General features: G+C 70.5%; 13 protein-coding genes. 5 read left to right on the top strand and 8 right to left on the bottom strand.

Translation table 11 applies throughout. The annotated features are described in order from the left end of the window. Positions 1-24: 24 nt before the first annotated feature. Positions 25-1590: an ABC transporter permease gene (locus ASF89_RS05820; protein WP_156463319.1), complete on the bottom strand. Its 1566-nt coding sequence runs from the start codon at positions 1588-1590 to the stop codon at positions 25-27. Next, positions 1566-3107: an ABC transporter ATP-binding protein gene (locus ASF89_RS15940; protein WP_235483993.1), complete on the bottom strand. Its 1542-nt coding sequence runs from the start codon at positions 3105-3107 to the stop codon at positions 1566-1568. The genes ASF89_RS05820 and ASF89_RS15940 overlap by 25 nt, the downstream gene beginning before the upstream one ends. Before the next feature lie 257 nt (positions 3108-3364). Between ASF89_RS15940 and ASF89_RS05810 the strand changes: the two genes are divergently transcribed. From ASF89_RS05810 to ASF89_RS05790, 5 genes are all read left to right on the top strand, one after another. After that, positions 3365-4078 (top strand): NTP transferase domain-containing protein, encoded by a 714-nt coding sequence (locus tag ASF89_RS05810; RefSeq protein WP_055794561.1) that lies wholly within the window; start codon positions 3365-3367, stop codon positions 4076-4078. A gap of 46 nt (positions 4079-4124) precedes the next feature. Further along, the gene (locus ASF89_RS05805) at positions 4125-4922 is read left to right on the top strand and encodes an ABC transporter permease (RefSeq protein WP_082474963.1); all 798 of its coding nucleotides are present in this window, start codon (positions 4125-4127) and stop codon (positions 4920-4922) included. 1 nt (position 4923) lies between these two features. Continuing rightward, complete coding sequence (locus ASF89_RS05800) at positions 4924-5700, top strand: ABC transporter ATP-binding protein (protein WP_055794559.1); 777 nt, start codon at positions 4924-4926, stop codon at positions 5698-5700. 9 nt (positions 5701-5709) lie between these two features. Further along, the gene (locus tag ASF89_RS05795) at positions 5710-6483 is read left to right on the top strand and encodes a hypothetical protein (RefSeq protein ID WP_156463318.1); all 774 of its coding nucleotides are present in this window, start codon (positions 5710-5712) and stop codon (positions 6481-6483) included. A 135-nt stretch (positions 6484-6618) separates the two neighbouring features. Continuing rightward, positions 6619-6900 (top strand): hypothetical protein, encoded by a 282-nt coding sequence (locus ASF89_RS05790; protein WP_055812729.1) that lies wholly within the window; start codon positions 6619-6621, stop codon positions 6898-6900. A gap of 12 nt (positions 6901-6912) precedes the next feature. Here the strand turns inward: ASF89_RS05790 and ASF89_RS05785 are convergent, their stop codons facing one another. The 6 genes from ASF89_RS05785 to ASF89_RS05760 all read right to left on the bottom strand — a co-directional run bounded on the left by ASF89_RS05785 (position 6913) and on the right by ASF89_RS05760 (position 13250). After that, positions 6913-7218, bottom strand: a complete 306-nt coding sequence (locus tag ASF89_RS05785) for a helix-turn-helix domain-containing protein (RefSeq protein WP_055794553.1) — start codon at positions 7216-7218, stop codon at positions 6913-6915. Between the two features lie 78 nt (positions 7219-7296). Next, positions 7297-8577 carry a CDP-glycerol glycerophosphotransferase family protein gene (locus ASF89_RS05780; RefSeq protein ID WP_055794551.1) on the bottom strand — a complete coding sequence of 427 codons (1281 nt, stop codon included), beginning with the start codon at positions 8575-8577 and terminating at the stop codon, positions 7297-7299. A gap of 58 nt (positions 8578-8635) precedes the next feature. Then, a complete protein-coding gene (locus tag ASF89_RS05775) occupies positions 8636-9514 on the bottom strand; it encodes a glycosyltransferase family 2 protein (protein ID WP_055795533.1) in 879 nt (292 codons plus the stop codon). Further along, the gene (locus tag ASF89_RS05770; protein WP_055812726.1) at positions 9511-10317 is read right to left on the bottom strand and encodes a CDP-alcohol phosphatidyltransferase family protein; all 807 of its coding nucleotides are present in this window, start codon (positions 10315-10317) and stop codon (positions 9511-9513) included. The genes ASF89_RS05775 and ASF89_RS05770 overlap by 4 nt, the downstream gene beginning before the upstream one ends. Before the next feature lie 8 nt (positions 10318-10325). Further along, positions 10326-11369, bottom strand: coding sequence for a glycosyltransferase family 2 protein (locus ASF89_RS05765; protein ID WP_055812723.1), 1044 nt, complete (start codon positions 11367-11369; stop codon positions 10326-10328). Positions 11370-11531: 162 nt separating this feature from the next. Next, on the bottom strand, positions 11532-13250 hold the full coding sequence (locus tag ASF89_RS05760) for a S1C family serine protease (protein WP_055812720.1): 1719 nt from the start codon (positions 13248-13250) through the stop codon (positions 11532-11534). Between the last annotated feature and the right edge of the window lie 128 nt (positions 13251-13378).

The raw sequence follows: 13378 nt of genomic DNA, 5'->3' as shown, positions 1-13378 counted from the left end.
ACGGCCGGAGCCGATCGCGCCGAGTCAGCTCCGCAGCGCGAAGGCGAGCAGCTCGGGCGCGCGCCGCGTGAAGATCCGGGAGCCGACGACGACGCCCACGACGAGGACGATCGCGCCGACGGCGACACCCGTCACGAGTGACCACGGACCCGCGGAGACGTCGCCTCCGAAGAGATCGCGTCCGGCGAAGTACGACGCGGGGACGGCCGCCACCAGCGCGCCCCCGATCATGACGGTCTGCGCCATGACGGACGACGAGCCGAGCGACTGCGGCTGCTGGAACGGATCGTCGTGGGGTCGGACGGTCGCATACGGCATGGCCGCCGACATGATGCTCGAGAGACCCAGCCCGCTGAGCAGGAGCGCCGAGCCGATCCCGATCTCGGACCACAGCGCTCGCCAGTCGCCGAACGCCCACACGGCCAGGGTCGAGCCCAGCACGACCAGGGGGACGCCGATGACGAGCGCGGGAGCGAGCCGGCCCAGCCGGTCCGCCGACCCCTTCGTGTCGGCGGCGACGTGGAGCCACAATGCCGTGCTGTCGTACGCGACGTCGTTGTGCGGCAGGAACCCGACGATGAGGCACATGAGCGGCACGGGTACGAGAGCCAGCCAATGCCAGCTGACGCCGGCGATCCCGAGCGGGACGACGAGCAGGGGGAGGATCGGGATGACGACGAGCGACATCCGGTACCGCGCGTCGCGCATCCAGTAGGTGAGGCTCCGGGCGGCGACCGCCCCGGCCGGCGTGGCCCGGACGAACTCGAACCAGCCGAGCGCGCTGGTGTCGTCGCCGACGGCGGGTGCCGGCCGGTCGCGGAACGCCCGGGCGACGAGGGCGCGCCACGCCCACCAGAGACCGGCGACGGAGGCGACGGCGATGACGACGTCGCCGACGACGCGGCCCGTGTCGCCGACCGAGAGGTGTCCGGGGATCGCGAGCGCGGCCCCGAACGGGGTCCAGGCGAGAGCGTCGGCGACGACGCCGGTCGGCGACGAGCCCGTCCAGGTGGCCCGCACGAGATCGACGATCAGCGGCACGACCAGCACGGCGACGAGCACGCCCCCGACGAGGAGGAACTGCCGCGCCCGGCGGGAGGTCAGGACGACCGTGTTCAGGGTCGAGGCGACGAGCGACAGCAGGAACGCCGTGACGCCCGCGAGGAGCGCCGCCGCCACCGCGGCGATCGCCGGAGCCCCGGTCTCATCCCACGCCCGCACGTAGCCGGTCGAGAGCACGAGGAGGGCGAGGACGGGCAGACCCACGAGCGCCCCGAGGGCGAGACCCGTCGCGACGGACGACTCGGGCGCGCCGACGAGTGCGAGACGACGCGGATCCGCCCAGGGCGGACGGACTCGCGCGAAGGGCACGACGAAGTAGCCGAGGACGACGAGCGAGCCCGCGCCGACGACGAGCGCACGGACGTCGTCGACCGGCGATCCGCGGAGACCGCCGGCGAGGGCGGACAGGGCGGAGGACGAGAGGAGGACGACGAGGATCGAGACGACCGAGACCAGCAGAGCACGCGGTCCGAAGCGCACCGTGTTGGCGATCGTCTGGAGCCTCAGTCGGAGAAGCTCTGCAACCATTCCATGCCCTCCGTGACGGCACGCCCGCCGGCGAGTTCGACGAACGTCTGCTCGAGCGAGCGTCCGGCCCGGACCTCGTCGACCGTGCCGCTCGCCAGCACGTGGCCGTCGACGATCACGGCGACGCTGTCGCAGATGCGCTCGACGAGGTCCATGCTGTGGCTCGAGAGCAGCACCGTCCCCCCGCCGGCGACATACCGCTGCAGGACGTCGGTCACGGTCTGAGCGGAGACGGGGTCGACTGACTCGAAGGGCTCGTCGAGCACGAGCACCCGAGGCGAGTGGATGATGGCCGCGGCGATGGCGATCTTCTTGGTCATGCCGACGGAGTAGTCGCTGACGAGTCGCCCGAGCGCGTCCTGGAGGCCGAAGGCCGTGGCCAGATCGGACGTGCGCTTGCGGGCCGTCGCCCCGTCGAGGCCGCGGAGCGTGGCGGAGTAGTACAGCAGCTGGGCGCCGGTGAGGCGGTCGAACAGCCGCAGGCGGTCGGGGAGGACGCCCAGGGCGCGCTTGGCCGCCGCCGGATCCGTCCAGACGTCCGATCCGAGCACGCTGACGCTGCCCTCGTCGGGACGCAGCAGACCCGTGACGATCGAGAGGGTCGTGGTCTTGCCGGCGCCGTTCGGTCCGACGATCCCGTAGAAGGATCCGGCGCGCACCTCGAGGTCGATCCCGTCGACCGCGGTCGTGGCTCCGTAGCGCTTCACGAGACCGGAGATCGCGAGGACGACCGGGGGCAGGTCCGGATCCGAGGAGGGGCGGGTTGGGTCCTCGACGACGGCCTCGACCGCGTCCGCTGACGGCTCCGCATCGTGGCCGCCGTCATCGGGGAGGTCGTCGTCCGACCGGTCCCCGACGTCGAGGGCGGATCCGCCGGAGTCGGGTGCGGCCGGATCGGTCGCGTCGGCGTCCGCAGCGTCGACGGCGGGGTCGGCGTCGTCAGAGGGGTCGGCGTCCGCCTCGACGACCACGGAGGGACCGGCGTCCGCGTCGGCGACGACCGCGGGCTCGATGTCAGCGTCGTCGTCCGTCGCGGCGTCGATCGGCTCCTCGGCTACCGACGCAGGCGCGTCGTCGTCGCGAACGCTGCCGGACGCGACGTCCGCCTCGGTCTCGGCCGCGGGCTGCTCGGCGGTCTCCTGCTCGGCGACCTGCTGCTCGGCGACCTGCTGCTCGGCCCGCTCGCGCTCGGCTCGCTCCTGGGCGACGGCGGCTGCAGCGACCTCGGCTGCTCGGGCCCGGGCGTTCGCCGCCCGTGTCGCCGCGGCCTTCTTCGCGGCGGCCGAACGGTCGGCGGCCGATCGCGTCGCCGACGGACGCCGCGGCGCCCGTGCGCTCGGACGGGGCTTCGGGGTCGGAGTCCCCGCCGCGCTCTCGTCCTGCGTCGCCGACACGTCTCCGTCGCCGCTCTCGTCGCCCTGCATGTCGGTCCCCGTCCCGCTGTCCGGCCGACCCCCGTCGACCTCCGTCTGCTCGGCGCGCTCGGCACCCTGTTCGTCGTCGGTCGTCGCAGCCATCGCTCAACCGTACCAACGAGCGTCGGCCCGGCCCGCCGCCCGGAGCTCATCACGAAAGGGAAACGAAGAAGTCTCGGACCCTACCCTCGAATGGGCCGCCGCGATAGACTCCCCACACACAACGATGTGTCCAGATCGATACCCCGCGGTGAACTCCGCTCGAACACGAGACGGACCCGCGACTTCGCGGGCCGGGTCGCACCGGCGGGGCCCCAGAGAGCCGGCCCGACCGGCCTCGCCCCGTAAGGAGACAGCACGTGAGCAGAACCGACGCGACAGCACCGCAGCAGGTCGTCATCCTGGCCGCCGGCCTCGGCAGCCGCCTGGGCCGCTCGCTGCCCAAGGCTCTGACCGAGCTGAACGACGGCCGCACGATCATGCAGCAGCAGTTCGACAACATCCACGAGGCATTCGGGCCCGACGCGCGCATCACGGTCGTCGTCGGCTACAAGTTCGAGCACATCGTCGAGGCCTTCCCGTCCGCCGCGTTCGTCTACAACGAGCAGTACGACCAGACCAACACCTCGAAGAGCCTGCTCCGCGCCTTGCGTGCGAGCGCCTCCGGCGGCGTCCTGTGGATGAACGGCGACGTCGTCTTCGACCCCGAGGCCCTGCGCCGTGCGGCGCGTCTCGTCCGCGCCGACCAGTCGTTCGTCACGGTCAACACGTCGAAGGTCTCCGACGAGGAGGTCAAGTACACGACCGACGCCGAGGGCTTCATCGCACAGCTCTCGAAGCAGGTCGTCGGCGGACTGGGCGAGGCCGTCGGCATCAACTACGTCTCGCGCGCCGACAAGGCCGTCCTCATGCGTCAGCTCAACAAGGTCGACAACCAGGACTACTTCGAGCGTGGCATCGAATTGGCGATCGAGCAGAACGGGCTACTCTGTGAGCCCGTAGACATCTCCGACCTCTACGCCGTCGAGGTCGACTTCGCCGAAGACCTGGAGCGCGCGAACCTCTTCGTCTGACCGACGTCGGTCCGAGGTCGGTCGGCCCGACCGACGAAGGACATCCGTGAGCACAGCCCCGATCGCACGCCCGCAGCGCAGTGCCTTCACTCGCTATCGGCAGACGTTGTGGCTGCTGACGACTCGCGACCTCCGGGTGCGGTACTCGACGTCGGCCCTGGGATACGTCTGGTCGATCCTCGATCCGCTGGTCATGGCCGGGATCTACTACTTCGTCTTCACCGTCGTCTTCCGGCGTGACGTGGGCGAAGAGCCCTACATCGTCTTCCTGCTCAGCGGACTCCTCGCCTGGATGTGGTTCAACGGGGCCGTGTCCGACAGCACCCGGGCCTTCATCCGCGAGTCCAAGCTGGTCCGTTCGACGAAGATCCCGCGGACGATCTGGGTGAACAGGCTGGTGGCCTCGAAGGGCATCGAGTTCCTTCTGAGCCTCCCGGTGCTCGCCCTGTTCGCGATCGTCGCCGGGGCCCAGCTCCACTGGCAGGTGGTCTACTTCCCGCTCGCGATCGTGATGCAGGCGATCCTGGTCACGGGGGTCGGCCTCATCGTGGCGCCGCTCGTCGTGTTCTTCCGCGATCTGGAACGCGCGACCAAGCTGGCGCTGCGGTTCCTCTTCTACGCCTCGCCCATCATCTACAGCACGAACAACCTGCCCGAGGGCCTGCATCTGCTCGCGGCGTTCAACCCGCTGAGCGGCATCTTCGGCCTCTACCGGTCGGCGTTCTTCCCCGACCAGTTCGATCTGCTCGAGGTGCTCGTCGGAGCGGGGATGAGCCTGGTCATCCTCGGCGTCGGCCTCCTCGTCTTCCGTGCCAGCGAACGCGCCGTCCTGAAGGAGATCTGAGATGACCGTCCAGCCTTCCGATCCTCCGACGGCCGAGCCCGTCATCCGCGTCGACGGCGTGGGCATCCGCTTCCGTCGGAACAGACGAGGGCGGCGTTCGTTCAAGGACCTCTTCGCCGACAGCAGCCGCCGATCCCGTCCTGGCGAGTTCTGGGCGCTGCGCGACGTCTCGTTCGAGGTCCGTCCCGGCGAGGCCATCGGCGTCGTCGGCCGCAACGGACAGGGGAAGTCGACGCTGCTGAAGCTCGTCGCCGAGGTCATCCTCCCGGACACGGGCAGTGTCGAGGTCGAGGGCGGCGTCGCGCCCCTGATCGAGATCACGGGCGGATTCGTGGCCGACCTCACCGTCAGAGACAACGTCTATCTGACCGCCGGGCTGCACGGCATGACGAAGGCGGAGATCGACGCGCGCTTCGACGAGATCATCGAGTTCGCCGAGATAGCCGCCTTCGTCGACACGCCGTACAAGCATCTGTCGAGCGGTATGAAGGTCCGCATCGCCTTCGCGGTCATCTCGCGGCTCGAGGAGCCCGTCATCCTCGTCGACGAGGTCCTCGCCGTCGGAGACAAGGCGTTCCGTGAGAAGTGCTACCGCCGGATCGAGGAGATGCTCGCCGACGGCCGGACGCTCTTCCTCGTCTCGCACAACGAACGGGACCTCCGACGGTTCTGCAGTCGAGGGCTCTACCTCGACAAGGGCGCGCTCGTCTTCGACGGGCCGCTCACCGAGGCGCTGTCCCGGTACAACTCGGATCATCCTCCCCGGCCCGCGGCGTAGGGTCCGATGATGGCCTCGAAGCACGACTCCCCCCACCCCGTCGGCCCCATCGAGCCCGGCTCGCGGGCTGTCCGGAATGACGACGGCGTTTCCGACGAGGTCTTCGCCGAGTCGCCGTGGCTCCGTCGACTCGACAAGCTGCTGGCCGTCCAGCGGCCGGTCGTCGTCCGCCACGTGCGAGCGCTCCGCCGTCGCCACAAGAAGGCCTCCCCCGAGAAGCTCATCCGCATCCTCGAGCGCGAGTACCTGACCGCCGTCACGACCGGGGGCGCGGCGGTCGGCGCCAGCGCCGTCGTGCCCGGCGTCGGCTGGGGCGTCTCGCTCGCCCTCTCCGGCGTCGAGACCGCCGGATTCCTCGAGGCCAGTGCGCTCTTCGCCCAGTCGGTCACCGAGGTGCACGGCATCGCGGTCACCGACCCCGATCGGGCGCGCGCCCTCGTGATGGCGATGATGATGGGCGCGCCCGGTGCGACGCTCGTCCGGCAGTTCGCCGGGGAGGCTCTCGGGACGGCGCCCGCGCGGTCGGCCTTCTGGGGTGAGCTGGTCACGCAGAAGCTGCCCAAGGCGGCGATCAGCGGCCTGACCGACTCCGTCCGGAAGTCGTTCGTCCGCCGATTCGCGGCGACCCAGACGGCGACGGTGATCGGACGGGCGGTCCCCTTCGGCATCGGCGCCGTGGTGGGCGGCACGGGCAATCACCTGCTCGGCCGGAAGGTCGTCACGAGTGCACGCTCGGCGTTCGGGCCGGCGCCCGACGTGTTCGTCGTCGAGCTCGACGCCTGACACCCGAGACGAGGCGGATGCGGATGCGGAGGACGCTCCTGCTCGCCGAGGTACGTCGTCGTCCATCCCTCCACAGGTAACGGTCGTCACGGAGATCCGCGCGGCGACGTCGGCGGGCGGTCGTACGGTGACGTCATGTCCGAGACAGCGACCGCCTACCCCGTGCCCTTCCAGATCGACCGCACCCGCGCACCCCGTGTCCACCGACTCGTGAACGTCGCCGACGAGTCCGTCCTCGGGATCCGCGTCAGCCTGCTCGGCTGCGGTCTTCTCGTCCCCGTGGCGACGGACCGCCTCGAACCGGGCGAGGCGCTCTCGCTGAGCGTCATCGCGGCCGAGCTCACCCAGAACGCCATCGCCGTCGTGAGGTGGTTCCGGCCGACGCGCGAGGAGTTCCTCTGGCGCTTCAGCTTCTGACGCCCGGCCCCGTCAACCGGAGCGTCGGGCCGTGCGCTCCTTGACGTAATCGGCTGCGCTGAAGGTCTCGAGCACGGGCGGGAGGTGCTCGGCCGACATGCCGGTGACGAGCACGGCAGGGTCGACACCCACGACGACGGCCAGTCTCACGATCGTGTGCAGCACCGGGTTGCCGATGCCCCGCTCGATCTTGCCGTAGTTCGAGACGTTCATCCCGGCGAGGTGAGCGAGCTCGTCCTGCGTGAGGCCGAGTCGTTGACGCTCCTCGCGGACACGGTCTCCGAAGATGCGGGCAGCGGTCGATGTCGGCTCAGGCATACCTCATGGATACGCGGTTCAGCGTTCAGACTCCAGATGCCGGATACATCATGGCTCCAGCCCCGGTGCCTTCGAGCCTCATCGATCGAGATCGTCGTCCTCGTCGGGGCCCCCCTCGGACCCTTCGGCCATGATCGGTTGGGCAGCGGCGTAGTCGTCGCGGAGATCGACGAGCCGTTCGACCGCGCCCTCGAAACGGGCCGTGGCCGAACCGGGCGTCGTGTCCCCGAAGTGGTGATGCACCCAGTGATCGAGACGGCCCCGCGCCTCCGGGTCCGCCTGCACCCTGTCGACGAGGTCCGCCACGTCGCCGGCCCCGTCGGCAGTCAGCCACTCCGCATCCCCGAGGTACCCGCGCTCATCGACGTCCGCCTCGGATGACACCGGGCGCGTGACGATCAGGGGTCGACCCGTGGCCAGACGGTCGTAGACCATGGCCGAGATGTCGGTGATGGCGACGTCGGCGACGACGAGCTGCCATCCGAGCTCGGAGCCCGAGTCGTAGACGTGCTGCGCCGTCTCGTCCGCCTCGTTGGCATCCGAGATGGCCTTGACGATCGACTCGTGAGCGCGGCGATACTCGCGATCGAGGACGCCGCTCCGGGGATGCGGCCGGTAGACCACCCGATGGCGACCGGTCGCGATGAGGGCGTCGACCAGGGCGACACCGTGCGTGGCGATCGAGCCGTAGGCCGCCGAGGCGCGATCCCCCTCCCAGGTCGGGGCGTACAGGACGACCGTCTTGCCGTCGTCGTCGAAGGGCACGACGCCCGCCACGTGATCGGCCTGGGGGCGGCCGATCGGCACGGCGCGCTTGGCCAGGTCGTAGTCCCACAGCTTCGCCGAGAGCCGCTCGAGCGCCGCGTCTCCGGCGACGAAGGCGTAGTCGTAGGCCTTGAACTGGTTCGTGGTCATGTACATCTTGTCGCTCTCGCCGTGGTTCACGAAGACGTGCCACATGCGGCCGTAGCGCATCATCTGGAAGTTCTTCGCATTCTGGTTCACGTAGAGGGTCAGAGCGAGGGGATGCGCGGCGACGAACGCCTCGAGGTCGGCGACCTGCCGCGCGTAGACGACCGGCACCGGCGACTCCTCGAGGAGCTGGAGCATCGCTCCCGGGGACCGTGCCACGATCGCGACCGGATAGCGCTCGTTCAGATGCGCCAGCGGGCCGTACCACTGCCGGATCTGATACATGTTGACGGACGTGTCGGCGAAGTACACGGCCACGCGGATCGTCCCCTCCGCGGGGAGCCGCCGGGTCGGACCGGTCCTGTCGAGGGTGCGACGACTGCGTCGGGACCTCACCAGCCGACCGGCGAGACTCCAGGCGAGTGCGAGGTCACGGGTCAGGGCCACAGGGTCGTTCTCCGTTCCGAGGTGTGCTCCGCGGCGGTTCCGTCGCCACTCGTCCAGGCTAGATGACGGGTGGGCGGCCAGCCCGCGCCATCCGTCCGACCGTTACCCAACCGATGGACCGACGACCTGCGGGGCTCGTGCGCCAGCCCTCCCGCCATCCCCCCAGCCACGGGAGGAGCTTCGCGGGCGACCGCCCCCACCGGAGCAGCTGCACGAGCGTCCACGATCCGACGTAGACGGGGACGAGCGGCCACGGCAGGTTGCGCTTGGCCAGCCAGACCCGATTGCGGGCGTTCAGGCGGTAGTAGTCGTCGTGGCGTGCGGGGTCGATCGCCGGGTGGTTGACGACGAGACCGCCCTCGTAGTGGGCTCGGCGCCCCTGCGCCCAGACGCGCCAGGCCAGCTCGATCCCCTCGTGCGCGTAGAAGTAGGGCTCACCCCATCCTTCGCAGGCGTCGAAGACGTCACGCGGCAGCAGGGTCGCGCCCTCCCAGACGGAGAAGACGTCGCTCGAGTCGCGGGGATCGCCCTTTCGGAGCCGTGGGATCCACCGCCGGGGGTTCGCCGCGCCTCCTGCATCGACGACCCGGGGCTGGAGGAGCCCGATGCCGCGGTCACGTCGCAGGATCTCGACGGCGTCCGCCAGGAAGCGCGGCGACGGCAGCGTGGCGTCGTCGTCGAGGAAGAAGACGTACTCGCCGGTCACGAGGTCGGCCCCGCGGTTGCGCCCGGCCGGGATGCCGACGTTCTCGGGGAGGGTGATCCCCCGGACGCCGTCGGGCAGCGCGCCCGGACCGCCCCCGTTGCCGACGCAGACGATGTCGAGCTCGACGTCGGTCTGCGCGAGGAGGCTGGCGAGCCCCTCGGCCAGATCGGCCGGACGACGCCCCTGCGTCAGACTGACGACCCCGATGCGGGGCCGGACCGTCGCGGTCAGGACCGCACCCGCTTCGAGGCCATGATCGCCACGAAGTGGCCGACGAGCGCGAGGAGCGCGAGCGGCATCAGGATCGACAGGAACACCCGGTCGGCGATCGGCTGGCCCACGACGAGGCCGACGATCGACACCGCGAACGCGAGGATCGTGAGCTCGACCGAGTGGTAGAGACGGTGGAACGGCACGAACCGAGCGGCGCTCCGCAGGCGGGAGAGGACGCGGCTGCTCGGGGTCGTGACCCCGCCCCGCTTGTCTTCGAGACGGGTCAGCCCAGCGTGGGCTCTCGCGACGTGCACCATGTCGTTCAGCGACTTGTTGAGGACGATGACGAGGGCCAGAGCGAAGCCGAGCGTCGTCCAGAGGTAGTCGCTCGGAGCGTCGAAGGGGAGGCCGGCGGCCCGGAGGCCGAGCGCGATGGGGATCAGCGCCTCGGTCGTGTAGTGCCCCACCTTGTCGAGGAACACCCCGGCCGGAGAGCTCGCTCCGCGCCACCGGGCGACCTCGCCGTCGCAGCAGTCGACCAGCATCTGCAGCTGGCCGAGCACGAGCGCCAGGGCCGCCCCGCCCGCACCCGGGATGAGGAGGGCGGCCGCGGTCGCCCAGCCGGTGAGGATCATCAGCCCGGTCACGCCGTTCGCCGTGACGCTGGTCTTCAGCAGGAGCCAGGTGAGATACGGAGAGAGGTCTCGGAGGTAGAGCGACGCCGTCCAGTGCTCGGCGTTCGCACGGCTGCGTACCTCGGGGGGTTGGGCGACACGACGCAGCTCGGCGATCGACGACGGTCTCGTGGGCGGCGCGGTCATCGGATCGCCTATCTTCCGGTGTGTGCGGTGATGTTCTTCGTCAGGTTCGAGAAACCGAAGACGAATCCGAATCCCCAGCCGAAGTGGATGGAAGGCAAGACTACGAGAAACCACAGTCGCGTCCGCACGCTCTCGCCCCGGGCCGCGAACAGCGTCGCCGCCACGACGAACAGCAGATAGCCGCCGGGCGCCACGAGCCCCAGAGCGAGCCACGCCAGAGGACTCCCGACGACGGCGGCGGCGAGACCGACGAGACCGAGCAGAAGACCCGCCACCACGCCGATCACCATGGCCGGGGGCACGAGATAGCGCACCGTGTTCGACTTGGGGAACCGTCGCGCGAGCTCGCCGCGCCACAGCCCCGTGGCGACGAACTGCCGGGCGAGCTTGCTGATGCTCGGGCGGGGTCGGTAGGTCACGACGAGCTCCGGGGTGAACCAGACCGTGCCCCCCGTGGCGCGGAGCCGGCGGTTCAGCTCCCAGTCCTGTCCGCGCTTGATGCCCTCGTCGAACAGGCCGACCTCGATCAGTCGGGACCGCAGGAACACGCCGAGGTAGGCCGTCTCCGTCGGGCCCTCCGCGCCTCCCACGTGGTGGGGGGTGCCACCGAGTCCGACTCGACTGCCGTAGGCGCGCGCGACGGCCTTCTCGAACGGCGTCCGGCCCTCGGCCTTCATGATGCCGCCCACGTTGTCGGCGCCGCTGCGACGGAGCGCGGCGACGGCGAGGCGCGTGTAGTCGGAGGGCAGCACCGAGTGCGCGTCGACCCGGACGGTGATGGGGTGCACGGAGGCGCGGATCGCGACGTTCAATCCGGCGGGGGTCGACCCGACGGGGTTCGGGAGGCTCCGGATGCGCGGGTCGGCCGCCGACATCGCGGCGACCACGTCGTTGGTGCCGTCGACGCTCGGTCCGAGCGCCAGGAGGATCTCGAACGGACCCTCGTAGTCCTGGGCGACGAGACTCTCGACCGCGGAGCGGATCTCGCGCTCCTCGTTGAGGACGGGCATGACGTACGAGACACCCGGCAGAGGAGTGTCGAACGGTGCCATGTCGGTCGGGCCTCGGCTTCTCGCGGCGCCGGTGGGCGCGGTGGGTCGCGTCGGGTGCCCGACGATCGACAGCGAGCCTACCAAGAGCGGAGGGCGGGACGCGGCGCTCTGCGCCACGACCCGCCCGGAGGAGGACCCCCCCTCGGTCCGAGGGGGGACCCCTTACGTCGTCAGGGTGTCGAGCGACACCTCGGCGGTCGAGGTCCGGCCGTCGCGGACGTAGGTCAGCTCGGCGTCGCTGCCCCCGGCCAGGAACCGCACCTGAGCCGTGAGGTCGGTCCGGTCGCTGATGGGGATGCCGTTGAACTCCGTGACGACGTCGCCCTGTCGGAGCCCGGCGGACTGCGCCGCGCCTCCCTGGCTGATCTGCACGATGAGCGCGCCGACCTGCGTCGCGGCCGAATCGCTCGTGGCATCGTCGACGCTGGCGCCGAGCAGGCCGTGCGACGCCGTACCCTCGTCGCGGATCTCGGTCGCGACCCGCTTGACGAGGTTCGACGGGATGGAGAAGCCGACGCCGATGCTGCCGGAGGACTCCCCCGAGCTGGCGATCGCGACGTTCAGGCCGATGAGCTTGCCGTCGGAGTCGAGCAGGGCACCACCGGAGTTCCCGGGGTTGATCGAGGCGTCCGTCTGGATCACGGGCAGCGAGATGACGCTGCTGGCCTGCGACTGCTGGTTCCCGTCGCCGTTGTTGAAGGAGAACGGGCCCTGGCCGTTGTTGTCGTTCGAGTCGCCCTGGTCCGATCCGTCTGAGGGCGCCGCAGACGACTGCACCGTGATGCTCCGGTTGAGGGTCGAGACGATGCCGTCGGTCACCGTGTTCGACAGACCGAGGGGCGCGCCGATGGCCACGGCGGTGTCGCCGACGTTCAGCTTGGACGAGTCCGCGAACTCCATCGGCGTCAGGTCGGTGGCGTCCACCTTGAGCACGGCGAGATCGACGACGGGGTCGAGCCCGACGACCTCGGCCGGCAGGATGCTGCCGTCGCTCATCGTCACGCTGACCGCTCCCGACGCGCTGGCGCCGTCGAGGGTGACGACGTGCGTGTTGGTGACGATGTAGCCGTCGTCGGAGAGGATGACGCCCGATCCGGTGCCTCCGGACGAGCCGGATGCGACGTTGATGGTGACGACCGACTGGGTGGCCTTCGCCGCGACGGCCGTCACGACGGTCGCGTCGTCGTAGTCGTTCACGGTGAGGTCGCGCGCCGGACCCGCAGACGACGATGCGCCTTCACCCCCGTCGGCGACGGAGCCGCCGACGGCACCGCCGACCACGCCACCGGCCAGGAGACCGACGGCCAGAGTCGCCGCCAGGACCCCGACACCCCGGTTCCGCTTCGCCTTCTGCGGTCCAGCCGGCCCCTGCCAGGTGCTCGCGCCGTACTGGCCTGGCGTTCCGTAGGGGTTCTGCTGCCCGAAGTGCGACGGGTACTGCTCCGTGGGCGAGTCCTGGCCGCCCTGCTGGGGGTGACCCTGCTGGTCGTAGCTCTGCTGCCGGCCGTACGCGTCGGGTCCGCCGTAGGACTGCTGACCCTGGTAGGCGCTGGGCCCTGCGTAGGCGCCGGGCTGCGAGAAGCTTCCCGGGGCCGAGTAGCTGCCGGGCGCCGAATAGCTGCCCGGGGCCGAGTAGCTGCCGGGCGCCGAATAGCTGCCCGGCGCGGAATAGCTGCCGGGCTGCGGGTAGCCCCCGGGCTGCGAGCGGCCGGCCTCGTGCTGCGAGCCGGGCAGGGGCGGGGCCCCGTAGGTCACGTCGCCGCCGGTCGTCGAGTCGCCCCGACCCGCGGCGTCGTCTCGCGCCGCGGCGTCGTCGTGCTGTCCGCGCGTCGTGTCGTCGGCGTCGTCGACGCCGTCGGCGCCCCGGGGGTTCTCGTTCATCAGCTGATGCTCCTTCCAAGCGGCTTCAGCCTGGTCCGTCCACCTGTGCAGAGCATTTGGCGAACCTGGGAGCGGGCTGGACACAGCGTAAGCGGCTCCTGGAGTCCCGCCGTCCGCGTCGACGAGCG

It is taken from the genome of Frigoribacterium sp. Leaf172, assembly GCF_001424285.1.
GTDB lineage: Bacteria > Actinomycetota > Actinomycetes > Actinomycetales > Microbacteriaceae > Frigoribacterium.
Note: the sequence above shows the minus strand (reverse complement) of the source record. Positions and strands in the feature narration are given on the sequence as shown.